This is a genomic window from Pseudomonas sp. BIGb0381, from assembly GCF_024809815.1.
Taxonomy (GTDB): domain Bacteria; phylum Pseudomonadota; class Gammaproteobacteria; order Pseudomonadales; family Pseudomonadaceae; genus Aquipseudomonas.
On sequence record NZ_JANUEN010000001.1, the window covers coordinates 1,245,074 to 1,267,384 of the forward strand.

Genomic DNA, 22,311 nt, shown 5'->3' on the forward strand with positions numbered 1-22,311 from the left:
CGGCAGGGTAGGGCAAATCTTCCCGAACCGAATGAAGCGTTCATGCCTCATGTCGGCAGCCTACACATAGACTATTGCGTTGTAGTGAAAGTCACAGCGGCAAGGCACTGAATGTACACTTGTTCACTGAAATTTTAAACCGAGCCTGTTTAGGGGCCCGTTCGGGTGCCTAAGACTGCCGCACTTTCGTCTTTCACGCCAGTCGCAGTTGGCTGATGGCGCGTCGCTATTGCACCCAGCGCTGCAGGATTTGCTGCAAATCCGTGCGTTTGAACGGCTTGGCCAGGTAATCGTTCATTCCGGCCGCAAGGCACGCTTCCCGGTCGCCCTGCAAGGCGTTGGCCGTCAGGGCGATGATCGGCAGATCGGCGCAGCCGGGTAGTTGGCGAATCTGCCGGGTGGCTTCATAACCGTCGATCAAGGGCAAGCGACAATCCATCAGGATCGCGGTGAAAATCAGGCTCTCGGCACTGCGGATCGCCTCGGCGCCATCGGTGGCCAGGCTGACTTCAAAGCCCAGGCTGCGCAGCATGGCTTCGACCACGGTGCGATTGACCGGGTTGTCCTCCACCAGCAACACATGGCGACCTTCGCCTGCGCTGTGCTTGCGCTCGGCATCCAGGGCGATCGACGGCTGGCTGTGCTGGTCGATGGCCAGGGGGATCTCCAGGGTAAACACCGAGCCACGGCCTTCCTCGCTCTGCGCGCGCAGGGTGCCACCCATGCGTTCGGCGAGGGTGCGGGCGATGGGCAACCCGAGACCGGTACCGCCGTAACGTCTTGAAATGGAACTGTCGGCCTGCTGGAACGCATCGAACATCAATTCCAGGCGCTCGGCGGAAATCCCGATGCCGCTGTCACGCACGGTGCAGGTGAACCACACCAACTCATGGTCGAGCACCTGCCAGTGGGGCTCGACGCTGACGGTGCCGTGTTCGGTAAACTTCAAGGCATTGCCGATCAGGTTTACCAGGATCTGGCGGATCCGTGTCGGATCGCCCTGTACCCGCAGTGCGTCCATGCCGGGCGGGATCGGCAGCTTGAGCGCCAGCCCGCGCTGCTGGGCGCTGTGCTGGAAGGCCTGGGCGCAACTGTTGATCAGGTCGGCCAGGTTGAAGGGGATATGTTCCAGCTCCAGGGCCGCGCGTTCAATGCGCGAGAAGTCGAGAATATCGTTGATCACCTTGAGCAAATGCTCGGTGGATTCGGAGGCCAGCGCCGCGTATTCGGTCTGTTCCTCGGTCATTTCGGTGGTTTCCAGCAGTTGCAGCATGCCCAGTACGCCGTTCATCGGCGTACGCAGTTCGTGGCTCATCATGGCCAGGAAGTCTGACTTGGCGTTGTTGGCCCGTTCGGCCTCTTCGCGGGTCTGGATCAACTGGGCCATGGCCTGCTGTTGTTCGCGGCTGGCCTGGTTGAGGCCTTCGGCGAGGTTGTTGATATGCCGCGACAGGTCGCCCAGCTCCGAGTCATCCACAATCGGCAACTGCGTCTTGTAGTCGCCCTGTTGGATGGCCTTGACCGCATTGCCCATGGCGCTGATCGGTTGCGACAGGCTCGCCGCCAGGCGCCGGGCGAGCAGGAAAGTAAACAGCAGGGCGAACAGCGCGAGAATACCGGCCTTGAACAGGATCTCCTGCTGGCGCTGGCTGAAGGCGTCATTGGACATGCCGACGATCACCCGGCCCAGGTAGTCCGCGCGGGGGGCCTTGGGTTCGTTGAGGTTGTCCTGGAAAAAGTCGTTGCCCAGCTGGATATGCTGCAGGCGGATCGGCGCCTGGAACACTTTTACCGACAGCGCGCGGTCGTGCTTCTCCGAGGGTTGCTCAACGTACACCAGGATATTTTCGCTGCTGTCCTGAATCTCCAGGAAGCGCACATGGGGCGTGGCCAGCGTGGCGCGCAGCAGGCTGTCGAGCACATCGTTGTTGCCCGAGATCACCCCATATTCGGTGGCCGGTGCCAGTTGGTTGGCGATCAATTGGCCGGTGTGGTCCAGTTCCTGGCGCAGGTCCTGGATACGCACGAAGGTGAAGAAGCTGATCAACAGCAACGTCAGCAACAGCGCCGGGCCCAGGGTGATGAGCTGGGTGCGGGTATTGATGTCCCAACGACGACGCAAGGTCATGGGCGTTTTTCTCCTTCGGCCATTCGGGCGGCGACGTTGGTTTCGTCCACCTGTTCGATGCCCAGTGAGCGTGCGACCTGTGCGTTGCCCACGACTTTGAAGTGTTCGGGGTACAGCGCGCGTGGCCAACCGGCCGGCGACTGGTCCAGCAAACGATCGAGTACCGCCAGCCAATCGTCCTGGTCGCTGTAGGTGCTGGCGAGGCTGCCGGCGCGCACAAACCCTGCATTGGGTCCGAACAGCGGCAATTGCTGGGCATAGCTGCTCAGCAGCAGGTTCTTCGCGGTCTTTGGGTTGTACAGCTGCGGGTCATCGAGGCCGAGCAGCACGTCGCTGTTCCTGAACAGGGTTTGCAGCGGACGACTGTCGTTAGTGTTGTCCCAGCGCTGCGGCACGATCTCCAATTCCAGGGCCGCTGCATGCTGGCGCAGTTCGGGCAGCAGGAATTCACTGTCGACACCGTAGAGCACGCCGATGCGCCGTGCCTGGGGCATGACGCTGGTGATCAGGCGCAACTGCCGCTCCAGCGGTGGGTCGCTCCACAACAGGCTGACCCGCGCGTGCCGTGAGGCCTCCGGGCGCTGATGGGCTTGTAGCCGGCTGATGCGCAGTACCAGCGTCGGCGGCCCTTGGGTATCCCGCAGGCGCCAGTCGAGGCCGGGCAGGTCGAGCAGGATCAGACGCGTGCCGGCGGGCAGGTGGCTTGGTGCTGGCAAGTCGGCGAGGGACGTGAAGGTGACGCGGTCTTCGGGGCGTTGCTGGGCCAGCGCCTGGGTAAAGGCCTGCACCCCAGCACCGTCTTCGGCGGCGGTCAGCAGGATCTCGGCGCTCCACGCCGGTGCGCACAGCAACAGGCCGGCCAGCAGCACGGCAAGTCGCCGCAGCTTATAGATAAGGAAGAAGGTCATCCGTGACGAGTCGCTCATGTCAGAACTCTAACTCCGCGCTGAAGTAGAGTACGTGACGATGGTCGTAAGTGTTGTCGGCCCAGGTAGTGGGCTGGTTATCGAGGCGTTGTTGCAACATGCCGGCCAGCTCCACGTTGGCTTTGCCCAAGGCAATACGCTTGGCCACCCGCAGGTCGACCCGTTCGAAACGATATTGGTTGAGTGCGTCGTCGCCATAGTAGAACAGCGCGCTGGACCAACCTTGGCCCCATTCGCGCAACCAGCCGGCCGAGCCACTGTTACGCGCGGTCTGTGCTTTGTCCAGTGGGTTGCTGGTGGTGGCGTCGACATAAGCGTAAGTCAGCCGCAGGCGGTCGGCGTTGCTCACGCGCCAGTCGAACTGGGACTCGGCGCCGGTGAACCGTGAGCTGTTGGCGTTGCTGGCAATGTACTGGTTATTGCGCAGCGGCGAGCTGATCATATCGGTGATTTCGTCGTAGAACAGCTTCACGTCCATGTTCAGCCCGATGTCGGCAAAGAAGCCGTTGTAGCCCAGTTCCCGCGAGCGCATCAGTTCTTTGTCGAGGTTGCCCGGGCCCCGCGTCTTCACGAAGTACTGTCCGGAACTCTGCCCATAGGCCGGTGAGCTGAGGTTGGTAACGCGGTAGCTCCAGTTGACATTGTTCTCGAACATGTCCGGCGAACGGATGGCTTCCGAGTACACCGCGCGCAAGCCGTGGCGCGGGTTGATCAAATAGTTGACTGCCACCCTTGGCGTCAGCGAAGGGCCGCTCAGGTGCGTGTCTTCGAACATGGCGCCGCCTTGCAGCAGCCAATGCTCACTGGCGCGCCATTCCAACTGGCCGAACAGGCGCCAGGTGGTGTCGTCCAAGGTGCCGTTGAAGTAGGTGTCGGAGTCGGCGCGGTCGTAGCGGTAGTTCATGCCGCTGACCAGGCGCAGGCTGTCGGACAGGCTGAGGGTGTCTTGAATTTCCACGTCGTAGCGGCTTTCGCGGGTGCTCTGGTCGATGTCGCCGCATACGCTCTGGTTGGCGCCGTTGCGCCACTGGTCCAGTACCTGGTTGGCCAAGGCTTGTTCGGCAGCACTGCCCGGTGGCGCGGAGCCCTGGCTGTAGGTGTCCATATGCCGGGCCAGCCGTTCGGCGTAGTTGGGGTTGAGCTGCCACAACTGGGTCAGCTCGGGGCTGAACGAGACCTTGGCGTCACAGGCTTTCCAGATTTGCCGGCGGTCCCATTGCTGGGCCGAGCCTTGGATATACAGGCTGTGCTCTGGGTTGAAATCAAAGTTCCAGCGCAGGGAACCGGCGTAGTCCTTGGCCGTGACGTCGGAACTGTCGCCGCCTTCGGTAATCCCGGCGAATACCGGGGCGTAGGTGTAAGGGCGCTGGTTGGTGCCTTCCTTGGCATTCAGTTGCCAGTCGATACTCTGTTGCGCGTTCAAGGTCTGGCTCACTGCCAGGCTGAAGCGGTTGAGGCGACGGCTGTCTCGGCGGTCGGCGCCAACGGCATCGCTGTCAAAGCCATCGTCCTGTTGCCCTGACAGCGACAGGCGCAGATCGCCGGTTTCCCAGCCCACGCCCTGGCTGGCATAAAAGTCATTGATACCGCGCTCACCGCGAATCACCTTCACCCGTGAGCCATGGCTGTTGGCCGGTGAGCGCGTGAGGATATTGACCACCGCCATCAAGGCATTCGCCCCGTAGCTGACGGTGTTGGGGCCGCGGAAGACCTCGATGCGTTCGATGTCTTCCATCGCCACCGGAATGTCGCTCCAGTCCACCGTGGCCAGGCCGGCGCGGTACACCGAACGCCCGTCGATCAACACCTGCATGCGTCGCGCGTCGCTGGCGCTGGTGCCGTGGTAGTTCACCGCCGCCTGGTTGCCGGTGGTGTAACCGACCATCATCCCCGGCACCAGGCGCAGCAGCTCGCTGATGTCCCTTGCGCCGCTGGCCTTGATCAACTCGCTGTCGATCACGGTCATGCTGCCCGGCACGGCGGCGGCCGATTGCTTGAGGCGCGTGGCGGTCAAAACCTGCGGGAGCGGCTGGCTGTCGAGGAAGAGGTCGTCAGCCAGCACAGGTGCACTGCACAACAGCATAAGCAGTAGAGATGAACGGGAAGGAGGGCCCAAATACACGACATGGCCTTGATAGTGACGGATAGCCGCCCATGTTAACTGAGGTGAGGCTATTTGCCAGTCGTCGCCCTTGCAATTCCGTCGCACGGGCATGGCATTTCCCGATAGCCGCACGATTTGATACGGGGGCTGGCCGCAAGCGGGTCGCCCCGTATAATGCCGCCATCGCCACTGGTATGGATTAACGGATTGCATATGACTGAACAGCGCCCTATTGCGGTCCTGGGAGGCGGAAGTTTTGGTACCGCCGTGGCTAACCTGCTGGCCGAGAACGGTCATGCGGTGCGCCAGTGGATGCGCGATCCCGAGCAGGCCGAGGCCATTCGTGTACACCGCGAAAACCCGCGTTACCTTAAAGGCATCAAGATTCATCCGGCGGTCGAGCCGGTCACCGACTTGCTGGTCACCCTGACGGACTGCGACCTGTGCTTCGTTGCGCTGCCTTCCAGCGCCTTGCGCTCGGTGCTGGCGCCCCATGCCGAGCGCCTGGCGGGCAAGCTGTTGGTCAGCCTGACCAAGGGCATTGAGGCGCAGACCTTCAAGCTGATGAGCGAAATCCTCGCAGAAATCGCCCCCCAGGCGCGCATTGGCGTGCTGTCCGGGCCGAACTTGGCGCGGGAAGTCGCCGAGCACGCGCTGACCGCCACGGTGATCGCCAGCGAGGATGAGGAACTGTGCGAGCGTGTCCAGGCGGTGCTGCATGGCCGGACCTTCCGCGTATACGCCAGTGGCGACCGTTTTGGCGTGGAACTGGGCGGGGCGCTGAAAAACGTCTACGCGATCATCGCCGGCATGGCGGTGGCCCTGGGCATGGGCGAAAACACCAAGAGCATGTTGATTACCCGCGCCCTGGCGGAAATGACCCGCTTCGCGGTAAACCAGGGCGCCAATCCCATGACCTTCCTGGGCCTGGCCGGCGTGGGCGACTTGATCGTCACCTGTTCGTCGCCGAAAAGCCGCAACTACCAAGTGGGGTTCGCCCTGGGCCAGGGCCTGAGCCTGGAAGACGCGGTGACGCGCCTGGGCGAAGTGGCCGAAGGGGTCAACACCCTCAAGGTGCTCAAGGCCAAGGCCCAGGAAGTCGGCGTGTATATGCCGCTGGTCGCCGGGCTGCACGCCATCCTGTTTGAAGGGCGCACCTTGAATCAGGTCATCGAGTTGCTGATGCGGGCCGAACCCAAAACCGACGTCGACTTTATTTCCACCAGTGGTTTCAACTGAGGAACGCGCCATGAACGATCCGAAAGCAGCCCCCAAGTACGAGTCCATCCTCCTGCGCATCCTGTGGATGCTGGTGTTTGCCCTGGTGTGGCAGGTGGCGCAGTTCCTGCTAGGCGCATTGGTGGTGGTGCAGTTGATCTACCGTCTGGTCTACAGCGCGCCGAATCTGGGCCTGATGAACTTCGGCGACAGCCTCAGCCAGTTTCTTGCCCAGATCGGCCGCTTTGGCAGCTTCCACACTGAACAGAAGCCCTGGCCGTTCGCCGACTGGCCAACCCCGCGCGCTCCCGAGGGCGAAGCCGCCCACAGCGTGCCGCCGGCGCCGCATCCAGCGCGTGATGAGGAACCGAAGCTATGAAGGTGTGGGTCTTGCGTCACGGTGAGGCCGAGGGGCATGCCCGCACGGATGCCGAGCGCAACCTCACCGAGCATGGCCGCGCCGAGGTGTTGCGCAGTGCTGCGCACCTGATCGGCCAGCCGCTCAGCGCGATCATTGCCAGCCCGTACGTACGGGCGCAGCAAACTGCACAGTTGGTGCGGGACTCGCTGGGTTTTGAGCCGGACATCCGCACGGTGCCTTGGCTCGCGCCGGAGGGCAATCCGCTGGAGGTTCTGAACAAGCTCGACAGCGATGACAATGTGCTGCTGGTCAGCCATCAGCCCCTGGTCGGCAGCTTGATCAGCTTTTTGCAGCATGGCCATCAGCGCCAGCCGCAGCCGATGTACACCGCCAGCCTGGCGGAACTGGAGGGCGACTTCCCGCTGGCGGGACTGATGAGCCTGGTCAGCGTGAAGAATCCGTAGGCTATCGTCGGGCCACAAAGGCGCGCGTCCCATGCCCGCCGCTTTTCGTTTGCCGTTACAGGTGTTCTTCGAACGTGAAGCGCGGCACCCGCGCCAAACCTTTCTGGTGCAGCCCGTCGGCGCAGCTGAGGTGCAGACCCTCACCACGCCCGCTGCACCGCACAACGGTGCTCAGTTTCAGGCGTGGAGCGAGCGCAGCGAGGCAGTTGTGTGGCAGGATTAGGGCCGTAATAAAACCAATAAGGACAATTCCATGAGCTTGTGGCGCACCCAACCGAATATCGAACAACTCAATGCCGGCCAGAAGAACACCATCGGTGAACTGCTGGACATCCGTTTTGAAAGCTTCGACGACGAATCCCTCACCGCCAGCATGGTGGTCGACCACCGCACTCACCAGCCCTACGGCCTGCTGCATGGCGGCGCGTCAGTGGTACTGGCCGAGAGCGTCGGCTCCGTGGCGGCTTACTTGTGCATCGACCCGAGCAAGTTCTATTGCGTGGGCCTGGAGGTCAACGCCAACCACCTGCGCGGTGTGCGCAGCGGGCGGGTGACGGCGGTGGCCAAGGCGATCCATATCGGCCGCACCACCCAGGTCTGGGACATCCGCCTGACCACCGATGACGGCAAGTGCAACTGTGTTTCACGGCTGACCATGGCCGTGGTGCCTTTGGGCGAAACCCCTCCGGCGCGATAGGTGTGGCGTGAGTGTCATCATTCCTGGCGGTTACAGTCATTGCTGTGGGGCTTGAGGCTGGTGACAATCAATCTCGGTTTTTGCAGATGGATCCGCTATGTCGCAGCACGTGTTTTTTGCCCACGCCAATGGCTTCCCCTCGGCCACCTACGGCAAGCTGTTTGCCGCCCTTGCCCCGGAGTATGCGGTAGCTCACTTGCCGCAGCACGGTCACGACCCCAGGTTTCCAGTGGACGATAACTGGCAGAACCTGGTGGACGAGTTGATCCATCATCTGGAACAGCAACCGGAGCCTGTGTGGGGTGTGGGCCACTCCCTGGGTGGCGTGCTGCATTTGCACGCGGCCATGCGCTGCCCGCAGCTGTATCGTGGGGTGGTGATGCTCGATTCGCCGGTATTGACCCGCGCCGACCGCTGGGTGATCCGCGCCGCCAAGCGCTTCGGTTTTATCGACCGACTCACGCCGGCCGGACGCACCCTGGGCCGTCGTGAAGAGTTCAGCGACCTGGACGCCGCGCGCAGCTACTTCGCCGGCAAGACCCTATTCCGAGGCTTCGACCCGGAATGCTTCGACGCCTACCTGCAACACGGCCTGTACCAGGCGGGTGATCGCCTGCGCCTGCGCTTCGACCCGGCGACCGAAATCAGCATCTACCGGGGCGTGCCTCACACCAGCCCCGGCCAGGTGCGCCAATTGAAAGTGCCGCTGGCGGTGGTGCGCGGTCGACAGAGTCGTGTGGTGATGCGTCACCACGCCAGCGGTGTCGACCGTCTGCCCATGGGCGAAATGCTCACTATGCCCGGCGGTCATATGTTTCCCCTCGAACGCCCTCAGGACACCGCGACCTTGATCAAGACCCTGTTCGCCCGCTGGCAAGCCCGCGAGCGCAGTTGCGCATGAGTACGCCGGTCGAAGAAGTGCGCCTGAGCCTGCCGCACATCGAGTTGGCGGCCCATCTGTTTGGCCCCGAGGACGGTTTGCCGGTGATCGCCCTGCATGGCTGGCTGGACAATGCCAACAGCTTTGCACGCCTGGCGCCGAAGCTTGCGGGTTTGCGTATCGTGGCGCTGGACATGGCCGGCCATGGGCATTCGGCGCATCGTCCTGCAGGTGCCGGTTATACCTTGTGGGATTACGTCCACGACGTGCTGCACGTCGCCGAGCAACTGGGCTGGAAACGTTTTGCATTACTTGGCCACTCCCTCGGCGCCATCGTTTCCCTGGTGCTGGCCGGCGCTTTGCCGGAACGGGTGACGCACCTGGGTTTAATTGACGGCGTGATCCCGCCCACTGCCAGCGGTGAGAACGCAGCCGAGCGCTTGGGCATGGCCTTGCAGGCCCAATTGAACCTGCAGGATAAGCGCAAACCGGTCTACACCACCTTGGACCGGGCGGTTGAGGCGCGTATGAAAGGTTTGGTTGCCGTGAGCCGTGAAGCCGCAGAACTGCTGGCCCAACGTGGTTTGATGCCGGTGCCGGGCGGCTATACCTGGCGCTCGGACAGTCGCCTGACCCTGGCTTCGCCGATCCGTCTGACCGATGAGCAGGCGATGGCTTTCGTGCGCCGCGTGGGTTGCCCTACGCAGTTGGTGGTCGCCGCCGATGGCATGTTGGCGAAACATCCCGAATTGCTTTCCCAGCTACCCTTTACGGTAACCACGTTGCCAGGTGGCCATCATTTACACCTGAATGATGAGCCCGGTGCGGTCCTTGTTGCAGACTGTTTCAATCGGTTCTTCTCCGCGCCTTGACTTGGGGCGGTCAACTGCCGAGGCTGGGCGGATTGAAAGGGAGTCAACCATGAACCAACTCAACACCGCTGCGACCTCCGATGGCCAGGGCTCACCGATCCGATGAGCCTGCGTAAAGGATGTATACGTGCCCTCGGACTGTGCTGTTTCAGCCCCTTGGTGTTCGCCGCCGATGTGCCGGGAAGCCATGACCTGCCTGCCGTGGCCCGTCAGGTCGACGCGCAGATCGTCGATTACCGCCCCGCTGAAGAAAAGGAACGCATCTACCCCATGGGGGCGATCCGCAAGATCAGTGGCCAGTTGCGTTACGAAAGCCAGGCCACCGCCCGTGGGCAAACCACAGCGATTACCTATGAACTGCCTGCCGAACACACCTCCAGTGCTGCATTTACGTCGACGCGCGAAGCGTTGCAGGCCAACGGCGCGCAGTTGTTGTTCTGGTGCCAGGCCCGCGACTGCGGGGAAAGCAGCCTGTGGGCCAACGAAGTCTTCGGTAATGCCAAGCTGGTCGGTGCCGATGGCCAGCAGGAATACCTGCTGCTGCGTCTGGCCGCCCCGCAGGAAAACGCCCTGGTGGCCATGTACGGCATCACCCGGGGCAACCGCCGCGGCTATCTGCATGTGGAGCAGCTGGATTCGAGCGCACCGTTGGGCGACTTGTTGCCCACCTCGGCCACCTTGTTGCGCGAGCTGAAAAGCACCGGCGAGCTGGACTTCCCCGCGCTGGGCGGCGACCCTGACGACACCTGGCTGACCCTGATTTCCCGCGGATTGAACCTCGATGCCACCTTGCGCGTCAGTTTGACCGGCCCGAAAGCCGAAGCCTGGCGCCAGGCCTTGGTCGACAAGGGCGTGCGTGCCGCACGCCTGGAAACCGGCACCACTGAAACCAAAGGCCTGCATCTGCATCTGATACGCTGACCGTAACAGGGCGAACGGACCCGTGCCGTTTGCCTAAGCTCTCTCCTACAGCCTTCTTCTAGAGATACTCCATGCTCAATAACGATCGCCTGCTGGTGCAAATCCTGCTGCTGGTGCTGTTTGGTGCCAGCTTCTGGGTGATGGCGCCGTTCTGGTCGGCGCTGTTCTGGGGCGCAGTGCTGGCGTTCGCCAGTTGGCCGTTGATGGTGCTGTTGACCCGCTGGCTGGGCGGCCGTGAATCCCTGGCCGCCGGCATCCTGACCTTGGGCTGGATGTTGCTGGTGGCAGTGCCCCTGGTGTGGCTGGGGTTCAACCTGGCGGACCATGTGCGCGATGCCGTCGCGCTGATCAAGGATATTCAGGTTGATGGCTTGCCCGAGGCGCCCACCTGGCTGGGCTCGATCCCATTTATCGGCGAGCGGCTGGTGGCGACCTGGGACACTATCGATCAGCAAGGCGCGGCGTTGATGGTCAGCATCAAGCCCTACCTTGGGCAGGTCGGTAACTGGTTGCTGGCGCGCAGCGCGCAGATCGGTGGCGGCATCCTCGAGCTGACCCTGAGCCTGGTGTTCGTGTTTTTCTTCTATCGTGATGGCCCACGTTTGGCGATGTTCGTCCATCGCCTGCTGGAGCGTCTGATCGGTGATCGCGCCGGTTACTACATCGAACTGGTGGCGGGCACCGTGCAACGGGTGGTCAACGGCGTGATCGGCACTGCTGCCGCCCAGGCCCTGCTGGCACTGATTGGCTTCCTGATCGCCGGCGTACCGGGCGCGCTGGTGCTGGGGATCGTGACGTTCCTGCTCAGCCTGATCCCGATGGGCCCGCCGCTGGTGTGGATCCCGGCCACGGCCTGGCTGGCGTGGAAAGGCGATTACACCTACGCGGTGTTCCTTGGCGTGTGGGGTACGTTCATCATCAGCGGCGTGGACAACGTGCTCAAGCCCTACCTGATCAGCCGTGGCGGCAATTTGCCGCTGGTGATCGTGTTGCTTGGGGTATTTGGCGGGTTGATCGCCTTTGGCTTTATCGGCCTGTTTATCGGTCCGACCCTGCTGGCCGTGGCCTACAGCCTGCTGATGGATTGGAGCGCAACCCAGGCCCAGGTTCGGCGCGAAGACAAGCCTCTTTAAGCCCTGGGTAACCACATCACTGCGGTCAAGCCGCCGCCTGGCGTCTCTTCCAGGCTCAGGCGGCCGCCCAGGCGCTCCGCGGCTTCCTTGGAAATGGTCATGCCCAGGCCGACGCCGCCGGAATTGCGGTTACGGGAACCTTCCAGACGATAGAACGGCTCGAATACCGCCTCGCGCATATCTGCCGCAATCCCCGGCCCGTGGTCTATCACGCGGATGATCAGCGCCTCACGGCTGTCCCTCAACTCCACGCGGGCTGTGCCGGCATAACGCAAGGCATTGTCGATCAGGTTGTTGAGGCATGAACGCAAGGCCATCGGTTGCACCAGCAAGGGCACGCAGGTGCCCGAACATTGCACATCGGAACCCTGGTCCTGGGCGTTTTCACTCATTGACTCCACCAGCGCCTGTACATCCAGCCAATGCCGGGTTTCACTGGTGCGCTGTTCGTGGAGGTAGCTCAGGGTGGCGTCGAGCATGCCGATCATGTCGTTCAGGTCCTGGCGCATCTGGCCCTGCAACCGGATGTCTTCAACTTGTTCCAGACGCAGCTTGAGGCGTGACAGCGGGGTGCGCAGGTCATGGGAGACGGCGCCGAGCATGCGCGCGCGTTGGCTGACCTGCTCGCGAATGCGCCTTTGCATCAGGTTGAAGGTCGAGGCGGCCTGCCGCGCTTCCCACGGGCCGGATTCATCGAGGGGGGGGCTGTCGAGGTCCAGACTCAAGCGTTCCGCCGCTTCACTCAGGCGCTGTATTGGCCGGCTCAGCAGTTTGGCACCGTACCAGGCCGCGATAATCAACGAGACGAATTGAAAGGTCAGGGGCACCACCGGGCCGCCAAACCAGGGGCGTGGGTGCTTATCGCGCATTGGCACCATGGTCCCGTCCGGCTGCTCGATAAATCGCTCAGGAGGGGGTGGGGGCGGTTGGCCGTAGTGGTGAAACCAGAAGAACGCCAGCGCATGGGCCAGCACAATCGCCACCAGCAACACGCCGAACAGCCGACCGAACAGCGTATTGAAGGGGGCGCGCATCAGCCAATATCCCGGGCGTCGAACAGGTAGCCTTCGCCGCGCACGGTCTTGATCAACTGCGGTGCCTTGGGGTCATCCCCGAGTTTTTGCCGCAGGCGTGACACCAGCAAGTCGATACTGCGATCAAAGGCTTCAATGGAGCGGCCACGGGCGGCATCGAGCAGCTGCTCACGGCTCAGCACTCGGCGCGGGCGTTCGATAAACACCCATAACAGGCGGAATTCAGCGTTGGACAGCGGCACCACCAAGCCATCGTCGGCCACCAATTGACGCAACACGCTGTTGAGGCGCCAGTTGTCGAAGCGGATATTCGCGCGCTGTTCGGTGCGGTCATCGCGTACCCGGCGCAGGATGGTCTGGATGCGGGCTACCAGTTCACGCGGTTCGAAGGGCTTGGACATGTAGTCGTCGGCCCCCAGTTCCAGGCCGATGATGCGGTCGGTGGGCTCGCAGCGGGCGGTGAGCATCAGGATCGGGATGTCCGATTCGGCGCGCAGCCAGCGGCACAGCGTCAGGCCGTCTTCGCCCGGCAGCATCAGGTCGAGTACCACCACATCATAGGTTTCGGCTTGCATGGCCAGGCGCATTGCGGCGCCGTCGGTCACACCGGTTGCGAGAATATTGAAGCGTGCCAGGTAGTCGATCAGCAACTCGCGGATCGGCACATCGTCGTCGACGATCAGTGCGCGGGTATTCCAGCGCTTGTCATCGGCGATCACTGCGCCTTTTTGCTCTTCGTTCACAGGGACGGAAGGGGTATGCATAGTGCGATCATCTGCCTGGTTATTGCGGTCAGCATAGGCGCCCAGCCCCATGGCTGGTAGTGCTGGTCGGTGAGTCGTGCGGGCGAGACTAGCGACGGGGCGTGTTGTGGGCATGTCGTGAATGTATCAGCCTTGAAATAATTACCCGAAATGCCCGCCTGATGGCGGTTGGTCAGTATTTACCGATCATCGGATCCCGCAACGGCGCTGCTTGCGCTACAATCCGCGCCGATTTCGACTTGCCTGAGAGCCCATTCCAATGTCCGTCTGCCAGACTCCTATCATCGTCGCCCTGGATTACCCCACCCGTGACGCCGCACTGAAGCTGGCTGACCAGTTGGACCCCAAGCTTTGCCGGGTCAAGGTCGGCAAGGAACTGTTCACCAGCTGTGCCGCTGAAATTGTCGGCACCCTGCGTGACAAAGGCTTCGAGGTGTTCCTCGACCTGAAATTCCACGACATCCCCAACACCACCGCCATGGCGGTCAAGGCTGCGGCCGAGATGGGCGTGTGGATGGTCAACGTGCACTGCTCCGGCGGCCTGCGCATGATGACCGCCTGCCGCGAAGTGCTGGAACAGCGCAGCGGCCCCAAGCCCTTGCTGATCGGCGTGACCGTGCTGACCAGCATGGAGCGCGAAGACCTGGCGGGCGTGGGCCTGGACATCGAGCCTCAGGAACAGGTGCTGCGCCTGGCAGCCCTGGCGCAGAAAGCCGGCCTTGATGGCCTGGTGTGCTCGGCGCTGGAAGCACAGGCCTTGAAGACCGCCCATCCGTCGTTGCAATTGGTCACTCCGGGGATTCGCCCGGCGGGCAGCGCCCAGGACGACCAGCGCCGCATCCTGACCCCGCGCCAGGCACTGGACGCGGGCTCCGACTACCTGGTGATCGGCCGTCCGATCAGCCAGGCGGCGGATCCGGCCAAGGCGTTGGCAGCGGTAGTCGCCGAGATCGCCTGATCGATGCTCGTTCCCACGCGTGTGGGAACGAGCGGATCTGCCGTGTATCAGCTGACCTTGAGCACCAATTTCCCAAAGTTCTCGCCGTTGAACAGCTTCATCAGTGTCTCCGGGAACGTCTCCAGCCCCTCGACAATATCCTCCTTGCTCTTGAGCTTGCCCTGGGCCATCCAGCCGGCCATTTCCTGCCCGGCGGCGGCAAAGTTCGCCGCGTGATCCATCACCACAAAGCCTTCCATCCTTGCGCGGTTGACCAGCAGTGACAGGTAGTTGGCCGGACCTTTCACCGCTTCCTTGTTGTTGTACTGGCTGATGGCCCCGCAAATCACCACGCGGGCTTTCAACGCCAGCCGGCTGAGCACCGCGTCAAGAATGTCGCCGCCGACGTTATCGAAATACACATCCACGCCTTTAGGGCACTCGCGCTTGAGGGCGGCGGGCACGTCTTCGTTCTTGTAGTCGATGGCGGCGTCGAAGCCCAGTTCATCCACCAGGAACTTGCACTTGTCGGCACCGCCGGCAATGCCGACCACGCGGCAGCCTTTGAGCTTGGCGATCTGCCCGGCAATGCTGCCCACGGCACCGGCCGCGCCGGAGATCACCACGGTTTCACCGGCCTTGGGCGCGCCGGTGTCCAGCAGCGCGAAGTAGGCGGTCATGCCGGTCATGCCCAGTGCAGAAAGGTAGCGGGGCAGGGGTGCCAGCTTGGGGTCGACCTTGTAGAAGCCGCGCGGTTCGCCCAGGAAGTAATCCTGCACGCCCAGGGCGCCATTCACGTAGTCCCCGACTGCGAATTTCGGGTTGTTCGAGGCAATCACCTTGCCCACACCCAGTGCGCGCATTACCTCGCCGAGGCCTACTGGCGGAATGTAGGATTTGCCTTCATTCATCCAGCCACGCATGGCCGGGTCGAGGGACAGGTATTCGTTGTGCACCAGCACCTGCCCGTCCTCGGGCGTGCCCACCGGCACTACCTGGTAAGTGAAGGTTTCCCGCGTGGCCGCGCCGACCGGGCGTTTGGCGAGCAGGAATTGGCGGTTGGTCTGGGCGGTCATGGCAAGGACTCTTTAGAAGTGAAGCATGATTGATAGACCTTGAACTGCCCCGGGGCAAGGTTAGCCGAGGGCGCGAATGCTCATCGATAGGTGCCATTGATAGCGAACCCGGTTGCCTTATCACTATGACTCATACGGCGCTAACCGGCCTTCTGATAGTGCTGACGTGTCCGTCTCGGCGGTGGCTAGACTCGCGCCACAGCCATTAATCCCAATAGGACATCTTCCATGAGCATGACGTTTTCCGGTCAGGTCGCCCTGGTGACCGGCGCAGCCGCCGGTATTGGTCGCGCCACTGCGCTGGCGTTCGCCGCCGAAGGTTTGAAGGTCGTGGTCGCCGATCTCGACGTCGCAGGCGGTGAGGGTACGGTCGGGCTGATCCACCAGGCCGGTGGCGAGGCGCTGTTCGTGCGCTGTAACGTCACCCAGGAGGCGGAGGTGCAGCAGTTGATGGCAAAGACCATCAGTGCCTATGGTCGCCTGGACTATGCCTTCAATAACGCTGGCATCGAGATCGAGAAGGGCAAGCTGGCGGACGGCAGCCTGGATGAGTTCGACGCGATCATGGGCGTCAATGTCAAGGGGGTGTGGTTGTGCATGAAGTACCAGTTGCCGCTGCTGCTGGCCCAGGGCGGTGGGGCCATCGTCAACACCGCGTCGGTGGCGGGGTTGGGCGCGGCGCCGAAGATGAGTATCTATGCGGCCTCCAAGCACGCGGTGATCGGCCTGACCAAGTCCGCAGCCATCGAGTACGCGAAGAAGAAAATCCGCGTCAATGCCGTCTGCCCGGCGGTGATCGATACCGATATGTTCCGGCGCGCCTATGAAGCCGACCCCCGCAAGGCGGAATTCGCCGCCGCCATGCACCCGGTCGGGCGTATCGGCAAGGTGGAGGAAATCGCCAGCGCAGTGCTGTACCTGTGCAGCGACGCAGCGGCGTTCACCACCGGCCACGCCTTGGCCGTGGACGGTGGCGCGACGGCTATCTAGGACCTTTGGCCGCCCCCTTGTTCGAAAACGTCTGGGGGGGGCGTGGGGCTTTTCCAAAGCTGGCAAAACGCCGTGACCGAATATGTGTCATTAGGTAAATAAGTCAATAAAATCAATACTTTAATAAAATTATGCGGCCGGTAATTCGCTGCTTCTGTGCTTAACTCTCCGGGTTGATAACAGACAGTTGAAGTGAGTGGCTCATGGATTTAGGGATCGATCGACAAGCCCTTGTACCGGTCGTGCAGCAAATCGTCAGTGCAGTGGCGCAATGGATTCGCAAGGACGGGGTGAGCCCCGGAACGCGCTTGCCGTCCGTCCGCCAGTTGGCCCTGGATAATCTGCTCAGCCAATCCAGCGTGATCGAAGCATTCGAAAGGATGGTCGCCCAAGGGGTGCTGGCGCCCCGGCAGGGCTCGGGATTTGTGGTGGCCCAGCCGGCGGTCTGCCACGAAGGTAATTGGTATGAGGGGGCGGAGCGCGAGTGGGGCGCCTTTGCCGACAATCCGTTGGGAGAGTTGAAACTGGGCTGCGGCTGGTTGCCCGATGCCTGGCGCGAAAGCGATGACATCAGTTACGCGATTCGTGAAGTCACCCGCACCGACACCGCCGGCCTGTTCAACTACAGCACCTCTCTGGGGTTGCCCGCGCTGCGCGAGCAACTGCTCAAGCGCCTGACTCAGATTCACATCGCCACCAGCCTGGACCGTATTCTTACCACCGCAGGTGCCAGCCATGCCCTGGACCTGCTGATACGTACACTACTCAAGGCCGGCGACAGCGTGGTGGTCGAAACCCCCGGGTATGCCAACCTCTATCGGCAACTGGCGTTCCAGGGCGTGCAACTGCTGGAAGTACCGCGTACCCGAGGCGGCCCCGACCTCCCGGCGCTTGAAGCGCTGCTACAGCGCCATCATCCCAAGTGCCTGTTCATCCACAGCCTTTATCACAATCCCACCGGCACCAGCCTGTGCCGGGTGGTGGCCGAGCGTTTGCTGGAACTGGCGCACCGCGAAAACTTCCTGATCATTGAGGAAGACGTCTACGGCGACCTGCAACATGCCGGTTGCACGCGGCTTTCGGCATTGCCCCATGATGATCGGGTGATCTACGTCGCGAGTTTTTCCAAGACCCTGAGCAGCGCCTTGCGTGTGGGCTACCTCTGCGCCAGTAGCGCAATCATCACGCAACTGGCCAGCCTCAAGACCTTGACCGGTTTCGGCACCTCCCGGTTTGCTGAAGCGGTGGTCGCCACGTTGCTGGCCAATGGTACGTATCGTAAGTGGGTGCAGCGCCTGCGCAAGCGGTTGAGTAGTGAAATGGCCGTGACCCTGCAAGTGCTGGAGGACGAAGAGTGGGAGGTGTTCGCCGTACCCACCGGCGGTATGTTCCTGTGGGCACGCCCGGGCACGGCGCAGCCTTCGCGGTTGCAGGCGTGCGCCCGGAAGTTGGGGGTGTTGTTGTCGCCTGGGGCGTTGTTCAGTCCAACCGGCAGTCACAGTGAGTGGCTACGCCTCAATGTCGCCTATGCTACTGATCAACGTGCCTTGGCGTTGTTCCGTGCGATGGGGCCCGCCAGATCGACCTCGACCATTCTGAAAACGACGAGCGTGTAGCTTTTTGCCATTATTGTGGCGCCAGTGCCTTGTGCTCGGTGCCTTTTGGTTGCGAATCTCGTCGCTTGTCCATCGGACTTGATGGCGTTCGCCATTGCAAGAGGATTCAAGTGCAATGATTTCAGGCGTGCAACGACGTTTCGCCAACCTCGGTATGGCGAAAAAACTGGGTTTGGGCTTTACCCTGGTGCTGCTGCTGACGGCGTTGGTCGCAGCTATCGGCGTGTGGTCCCTGCAAACCGTTGGCCATCGTTTTGAAGGCCTCAAGGCCATGTCGTCGCTCAACAGCGGCTTGCTCAAGGTGCGCCTGATCGAACAGGACTACGCGCTGCACGCCGACCCCAAGGCTGTCGACGCCCTGCATGAAAATCTCGATGCCCTGGCGGTCCAGGTGGCCAGTCTCAAGGCCCGGTCTGCGGCGAATGTTTCGGTGATGGCCGAGGTCGAGCAGGCCCTTGCCGCTTACCGTAAGGCGTTCGATGAATTTGTCGAGCTGACACAGACCAAGGATCTGGCGCTGGAAATGGCCAGTTGGTCGGTGTCCAGCGTGGCGAATAACCTGGATGTATTGCAGTCCGGGCTGTCGGACGACGGGGCCTATGGTCTCAAGGAAAGCCAAGGTAAGGAGGGGGCCGAGTTTATCGAGCAGGCAGGCCAGATCAGTCAGGTTTCACGTTTGATGTTGCAGGCCATGAACGAAGCTCATGTGCGCCTGGACCAGAGCCGCAGGGTGGATGCAGACGACGCCGAGCAAGGCAAGATCGAGCAGGCCGACCAGGCCCTGGCCCAGGTCGAGCAACTGAAAACTTCAGTCAAGGACCCTGGTTATCAGACGGTGCTCAACGAAGTTTCCGGGCATATCGCCGCGTTCAGCGAGAAACTGGGGGAATACACCGGCCTGCTGGCCCAGGAAAAAATCGTCTACAAACAACTGCATGATCGTGCTGACCAAGTCGTCAGCCGGGTCAACCAGGCCTATGACGCTGAAGACCTGTCGATGCAGGCGCAACTGAAGAAAAGCGCGATGCTGATCGTCGGTTCGTCGGCCCTGGCCTTGCTGGTGGGCCTGATTGCAGCCTGGGTGATTACCCGCTTGATCGTTGCACCGCTGCGCAGTGTGATCGCGGTGGCCCAACAGATTGCCGCCGGGGATTTGAGCGGGCGCATGGAGGTCAGCCGTCGTGATGAAATCGGCCAGTTGATGCAGGCGATGCAACAGATGGGCAGCGGCCTCAGCCAGATGGTCAGCGGCCTGCAGGCCGGTATCGAACAATTGGCCAGCTCGGCGCATTCGCTGTCCAGCGTGACCGAGCAGACCAACGTCGAGGTCAGCAGCCAGAAGGAAGAAACCGAGCAGGTTGCTACCGCGATGAATCAGATGACCGCCACCGTGCACGATGTGGCGCGCAACGCCGAACAGGCCGCGCAAGCCGCGCAGACGGCGGATGAGAAGGTCGATAGCGGCCAGTTGGTGGTGCGCCAGAGTTTGCAGCGCATTGAGTTGCTGGCCACGTCCAGTACCCGTGCGAGCACCAGCATCGAGAGCCTCAGTGCCGAAATCCAGAATATCGGCGCCGTGCTGAGTGTGATCAAAAGCGTTGCCGAACAGACCAACCTGCTGGCCCTGAATGCGGCCATCGAGGCCGCGCGCGCAGGCGAACAGGGCCGGGGTTTTGCGGTGGTGGCCGATGAAGTACGGGCACTGGCCAAGCGCACCCAGCAATCGACCGAAGAAATCGAGCGGCTGGTCAGTACCCTGCGCAGCGCTGCGCAATCATCGGTGCAGCAGATCCAGCAAAGTGGCGAGCTGGTCAAGCTGGCGGTCAGCGATGCGCTGGAAACCGAGAGTGCCCTGGGCAGCATTGCGGTAGCGGTGTCGTTGATCCAGCAGATGAACCAGCAGATTGCCGCTGCGGCTGAGGAGCAGAGCTCGGTGGCCGAAGAGATCAACCGTAGCGTCACCAGTATTCGTGCGAGTGCCGATCAATCGGCGTTGAGCATGCAGGGCAATGCGGCGTCGAGCATCCAACTGGCGCAGTTGGGGGCGGAACTCAAAGGGATGGTAGGGCACTTCCGTCTTTGATCGCCGCCCGGAGGCGGCGATCAAAAGGGAGGGCGATCAGGCGTGGTTGGCGAGGAAGGTCAGCAGCGCTTCGTTGACGAAATCCGGGTTCTCCCGGCTGGAGATATGCCCGGCGTCTGGAATCAGGATCAGGGCACAGCCAATCAGTTCGGCCATTTCCTCGGATTCGGCGGGTGGGCGAGGTTGGTCCTGTTCGCCACACATCACCAAGGTGGTGTCGGCGTCCAGGTGCGGTAGTTGTTCCAGCACATCTTCGCGGCTGAAGATCAATCGACCCAGGGGCACGATGCTGTTCAGCAGGCGTTCCCGGGGAAAGTCCAGCAGTGACTTGCGAAAATCCTGATAGAGCGCTGATTCGCGGTCGATGTCCGGGCGAAAGAAGATCGGCGCGATCACATCGAGCAACGGCTCAGGAATGGCGCCGGCGTCTTCAATCATCTTGAACAACGAGAAGTAATACTGGCGCGTGGCCTCTGGCTCGGCACCGAGGTAGGTGTCCATCAGCACCAGGCTGTTGATCCGCTCGGGGGCCTGCAACGCCAGGCGTGCGCCCCACATGCCACCCACCGACAGGCCTACCAGGTTGATCTGTGCGATCTCCAGGTGGTCAAGCAGGGCCAGGGCCTGGCGCGCGAGGTCGTCGAGGGAGTGGGTGGGTGCGGGGAGTTGGCCCGATTCGCCGTGGCCCCATAGTTCGGGCACGATCACCCGGTACTGTTGTGACAGGGCTTCGATCTGCGGAGCCCACATGTTGCGGTCCCACAGGTAGCTTGAGCCGAGCAGGACGACAGGACCGATGCCCTGGTCGACGTAATGCAGCGGTTGTCCATCAATGACGGCGATAGGCATAACGGGCCTCTGACTTCACGGAGTGAGGGGCACTTTTTTACGCTAGTCGGGGGCGTGGCGATAGATGCAAAGTGATGGCATGTTGTGGTGAGCGGGCAGCCCGCTCACCACAGGGGAGTGGGCAGATCAGTCGTAGATGACTTTCTTTTTCCACTCGGCGTCGGCGTCGACTTCTTTCATGCCTTGGGTCAATTCGTTGACTTCCTCTGCCGCCTGTTTGCTGTTAGCCAGCACGGTAGAGTTGGCGCGGGCCAGTTGGCCTTCCAGCAATTGCAGCTGTGCACTGTAGAGCACCGGTTCAGGCTGCTTGCGCAGGTACTGCACGCCACGCTCGAAGGCCAGGCGCGCCTGGCCAGGCTGACCCTGCTGCAAGGCGTGCTGGCCGAGGTTGTTGAAGAATTCGATGTGCAACAGCACCAGGATATGACGGATTTCCTTGATCCAGTGCTTGGCTTCGTTGGTCGGCAGGAAACCGTCCTGGGCGGCGCGGGTGACTTGGCCGTGCAGGGCTTCCAGCAGGAAGCGCACGTCCTTGGCCTTGGCTTCGGTCTGGATCGGCGCCGGCGGGTTGTTCACCGGAAGGGATTCGCCCTGGGCCACCAGCGTGTTCAGCTCAGCGATACGTGCCTTGATCGGTGCACTGGTCTTGTTGAGGTTCAACAGGCGCTGGTTGACGTTGAGCTCCAGGCGGGTCAGTAACAGCTTGAGCGCCGGGGTCATCAGTTGGCCAGGGAATGTCTCGGTGATCTCACCGCAACGGCGCAGGCGATCGTTAAGCTCGATTTCGGTGCGCTGCTTTTCCAGCTTGTTGTTTTCCACCACGTGGTTCATGTAGCCAATGGCGATCAGTATTACGATCCCGGCTATTACCAGCAGGGTGATCATGAGTGGTGTCACCGGTGTGACCTCTTTAATAGGGTTTACAGTAGAGTGTAGTGACTGGGCTTGTCGGCGGATAGGACTGATCGACCAGTTACCCAGGTAGTTTCTCCTATATAGCTATATAGGTAGCCGCTTCCTGTATAGATGCACATTGCCATCATTTGCTGGAGCAAACTATAGCGCCTTGTCGGGCGCCAGAATATAGGCGCCAAGGCCCGGGCGGTCAGAATGCCCGTGCAGGCCGGTAAACGCGGGCGAAGTCATTGATTTAAATAAATTTATCCTTGGGGGTTGACGACCTTTCAATCCATCCATAGAATGCGCGCCACTTACAGCGTAAAGCACACAGCGAAACGCGGTAGGGAGTGAATGTTGT

The 22,311-nt window shown here is 61.9% G+C and carries 21 protein-coding genes and 1 pseudogene; 14 read left to right on the top strand and 8 right to left on the bottom strand.

Annotation, left to right across the window (positions count from 1 at the left end; all coding sequences use genetic code 11):
• Positions 1–226: 226 nt before the first annotated feature.
• Genes M2397_RS05920 through M2397_RS05930 form a run of 3 tightly spaced genes read right to left on the bottom strand, consistent with a single transcriptional unit; the run spans position 227 to position 5,176 of the window.
• Positions 227–2,128: an ATP-binding protein gene (locus M2397_RS05920; protein WP_259242422.1), complete on the bottom strand. Its 1,902-nt coding sequence runs from the start codon at positions 2,126–2,128 to the stop codon at positions 227–229.
• Complete coding sequence (locus tag M2397_RS05925; protein WP_131699455.1) at positions 2,125–3,054, bottom strand: ABC transporter substrate-binding protein; 930 nt, start codon at positions 3,052–3,054, stop codon at positions 2,125–2,127. The genes M2397_RS05920 and M2397_RS05925 overlap by 4 nt, the downstream gene beginning before the upstream one ends.
• A 1-nt stretch (position 3,055) precedes the next feature.
• Positions 3,056–5,176 carry a TonB-dependent receptor gene (locus M2397_RS05930; protein WP_337782131.1) on the bottom strand — a complete coding sequence of 707 codons (2,121 nt, stop codon included), beginning with the start codon at positions 5,174–5,176 and terminating at the stop codon, positions 3,056–3,058.
• A 195-nt stretch (positions 5,177–5,371) separates the two neighbouring features.
• On the opposite strand from M2397_RS05930, the gene M2397_RS05935 reads away from it, so the two are divergent.
• From M2397_RS05935 to M2397_RS05975, 9 genes are all read left to right on the top strand, one after another.
• Positions 5,372–6,397, top strand: a complete 1,026-nt coding sequence (locus M2397_RS05935) for an NAD(P)H-dependent glycerol-3-phosphate dehydrogenase (protein ID WP_259242423.1) — start codon at positions 5,372–5,374, stop codon at positions 6,395–6,397.
• A gap of 10 nt (positions 6,398–6,407) precedes the next feature.
• Complete coding sequence (locus M2397_RS05940) at positions 6,408–6,755, top strand: DUF4389 domain-containing protein (RefSeq protein ID WP_131699452.1); 348 nt, start codon at positions 6,408–6,410, stop codon at positions 6,753–6,755.
• On the top strand, positions 6,752–7,201 hold the full coding sequence (gene sixA, locus M2397_RS05945; protein ID WP_145338001.1) for a phosphohistidine phosphatase SixA: 450 nt from the start codon (positions 6,752–6,754) through the stop codon (positions 7,199–7,201). Before M2397_RS05940 ends, sixA begins: the two co-directional genes overlap by 4 nt.
• Positions 7,202–7,232: 31 nt before the next feature.
• The gene (locus M2397_RS05950; protein WP_131699450.1) at positions 7,233–7,424 is read left to right on the top strand and encodes a hypothetical protein; all 192 of its coding nucleotides are present in this window, start codon (positions 7,233–7,235) and stop codon (positions 7,422–7,424) included.
• 30 nt (positions 7,425–7,454) lie between these two features.
• Positions 7,455–7,898 (top strand): hotdog fold thioesterase, encoded by a 444-nt coding sequence (locus M2397_RS05955; protein WP_027607077.1) that lies wholly within the window; start codon positions 7,455–7,457, stop codon positions 7,896–7,898.
• Between the two features lie 97 nt (positions 7,899–7,995).
• Positions 7,996–8,799 (top strand): alpha/beta fold hydrolase, encoded by an 804-nt coding sequence (locus M2397_RS05960; RefSeq protein WP_131699449.1) that lies wholly within the window; start codon positions 7,996–7,998, stop codon positions 8,797–8,799.
• Positions 8,796–9,650 (top strand): alpha/beta hydrolase, encoded by an 855-nt coding sequence (locus tag M2397_RS05965; protein WP_145337999.1) that lies wholly within the window; start codon positions 8,796–8,798, stop codon positions 9,648–9,650. The genes M2397_RS05960 and M2397_RS05965 overlap by 4 nt, the downstream gene beginning before the upstream one ends.
• A gap of 102 nt (positions 9,651–9,752) precedes the next feature.
• On the top strand, positions 9,753–10,571 hold the full coding sequence (locus tag M2397_RS05970; protein WP_259242424.1) for a DUF4892 domain-containing protein: 819 nt from the start codon (positions 9,753–9,755) through the stop codon (positions 10,569–10,571).
• Between the two features lie 71 nt (positions 10,572–10,642).
• Positions 10,643–11,704 carry an AI-2E family transporter gene (locus M2397_RS05975; RefSeq protein ID WP_131699446.1) on the top strand — a complete coding sequence of 354 codons (1,062 nt, stop codon included), beginning with the start codon at positions 10,643–10,645 and terminating at the stop codon, positions 11,702–11,704.
• Here M2397_RS05975 and M2397_RS05980 read toward each other — a convergent pair.
• A complete protein-coding gene (locus M2397_RS05980) occupies positions 11,701–12,738 on the bottom strand; it encodes a cell wall metabolism sensor histidine kinase WalK (protein ID WP_184746444.1) in 1,038 nt (345 codons plus the stop codon). The genes M2397_RS05975 and M2397_RS05980 overlap by 4 nt on opposite strands.
• Positions 12,738–13,553 (bottom strand): response regulator, encoded by an 816-nt coding sequence (locus M2397_RS05985; RefSeq protein ID WP_131699444.1) that lies wholly within the window; start codon positions 13,551–13,553, stop codon positions 12,738–12,740. The genes M2397_RS05980 and M2397_RS05985 overlap by 1 nt, the downstream gene beginning before the upstream one ends.
• A 208-nt stretch (positions 13,554–13,761) precedes the next feature.
• Between M2397_RS05985 and pyrF the strand changes: the two genes are divergently transcribed.
• Positions 13,762–14,460: an orotidine-5'-phosphate decarboxylase gene (gene pyrF, locus M2397_RS05990; protein ID WP_131699443.1), complete on the top strand. Its 699-nt coding sequence runs from the start codon at positions 13,762–13,764 to the stop codon at positions 14,458–14,460.
• A gap of 47 nt (positions 14,461–14,507) precedes the next feature.
• Here the strand turns inward: pyrF and M2397_RS05995 are convergent, their stop codons facing one another.
• The gene (locus M2397_RS05995; RefSeq protein ID WP_131699442.1) at positions 14,508–15,515 is read right to left on the bottom strand and encodes an NADP-dependent oxidoreductase; all 1,008 of its coding nucleotides are present in this window, start codon (positions 15,513–15,515) and stop codon (positions 14,508–14,510) included.
• A 228-nt stretch (positions 15,516–15,743) separates the two neighbouring features.
• On the opposite strand from M2397_RS05995, the gene M2397_RS06000 reads away from it, so the two are divergent.
• The 4 genes and pseudogenes from M2397_RS06000 to M2397_RS30375 all read left to right on the top strand — a co-directional run bounded on the left by M2397_RS06000 (position 15,744) and on the right by M2397_RS30375 (position 20,204).
• A complete protein-coding gene (locus M2397_RS06000) occupies positions 15,744–16,505 on the top strand; it encodes an SDR family oxidoreductase (protein WP_131699441.1) in 762 nt (253 codons plus the stop codon).
• 203 nt (positions 16,506–16,708) lie between these two features.
• A complete protein-coding gene (locus M2397_RS06005; protein ID WP_259242425.1) occupies positions 16,709–18,121 on the top strand; it encodes a PLP-dependent aminotransferase family protein in 1,413 nt (470 codons plus the stop codon).
• Positions 18,122–19,145: 1,024 nt separating this feature from the next.
• A pseudogene (locus M2397_RS30370) lies at positions 19,146–19,343 on the top strand (HAMP domain-containing protein); the annotation flags it as partial.
• An 18-nt stretch (positions 19,344–19,361) separates the two neighbouring features.
• A complete protein-coding gene (locus tag M2397_RS30375; RefSeq protein ID WP_405046406.1) occupies positions 19,362–20,204 on the top strand; it encodes a methyl-accepting chemotaxis protein in 843 nt (280 codons plus the stop codon).
• Between the two features lie 36 nt (positions 20,205–20,240).
• On the opposite strand, the gene M2397_RS06015 is transcribed toward M2397_RS30375, so the two are convergent.
• Positions 20,241–21,053 carry an alpha/beta fold hydrolase gene (locus M2397_RS06015; protein WP_145337990.1) on the bottom strand — a complete coding sequence of 271 codons (813 nt, stop codon included), beginning with the start codon at positions 21,051–21,053 and terminating at the stop codon, positions 20,241–20,243.
• 126 nt (positions 21,054–21,179) lie between these two features.
• The gene (locus tag M2397_RS06020; RefSeq protein WP_131699437.1) at positions 21,180–21,950 is read right to left on the bottom strand and encodes a hypothetical protein; all 771 of its coding nucleotides are present in this window, start codon (positions 21,948–21,950) and stop codon (positions 21,180–21,182) included.
• Positions 21,951–22,311: the final 361 nt, after the last annotated feature.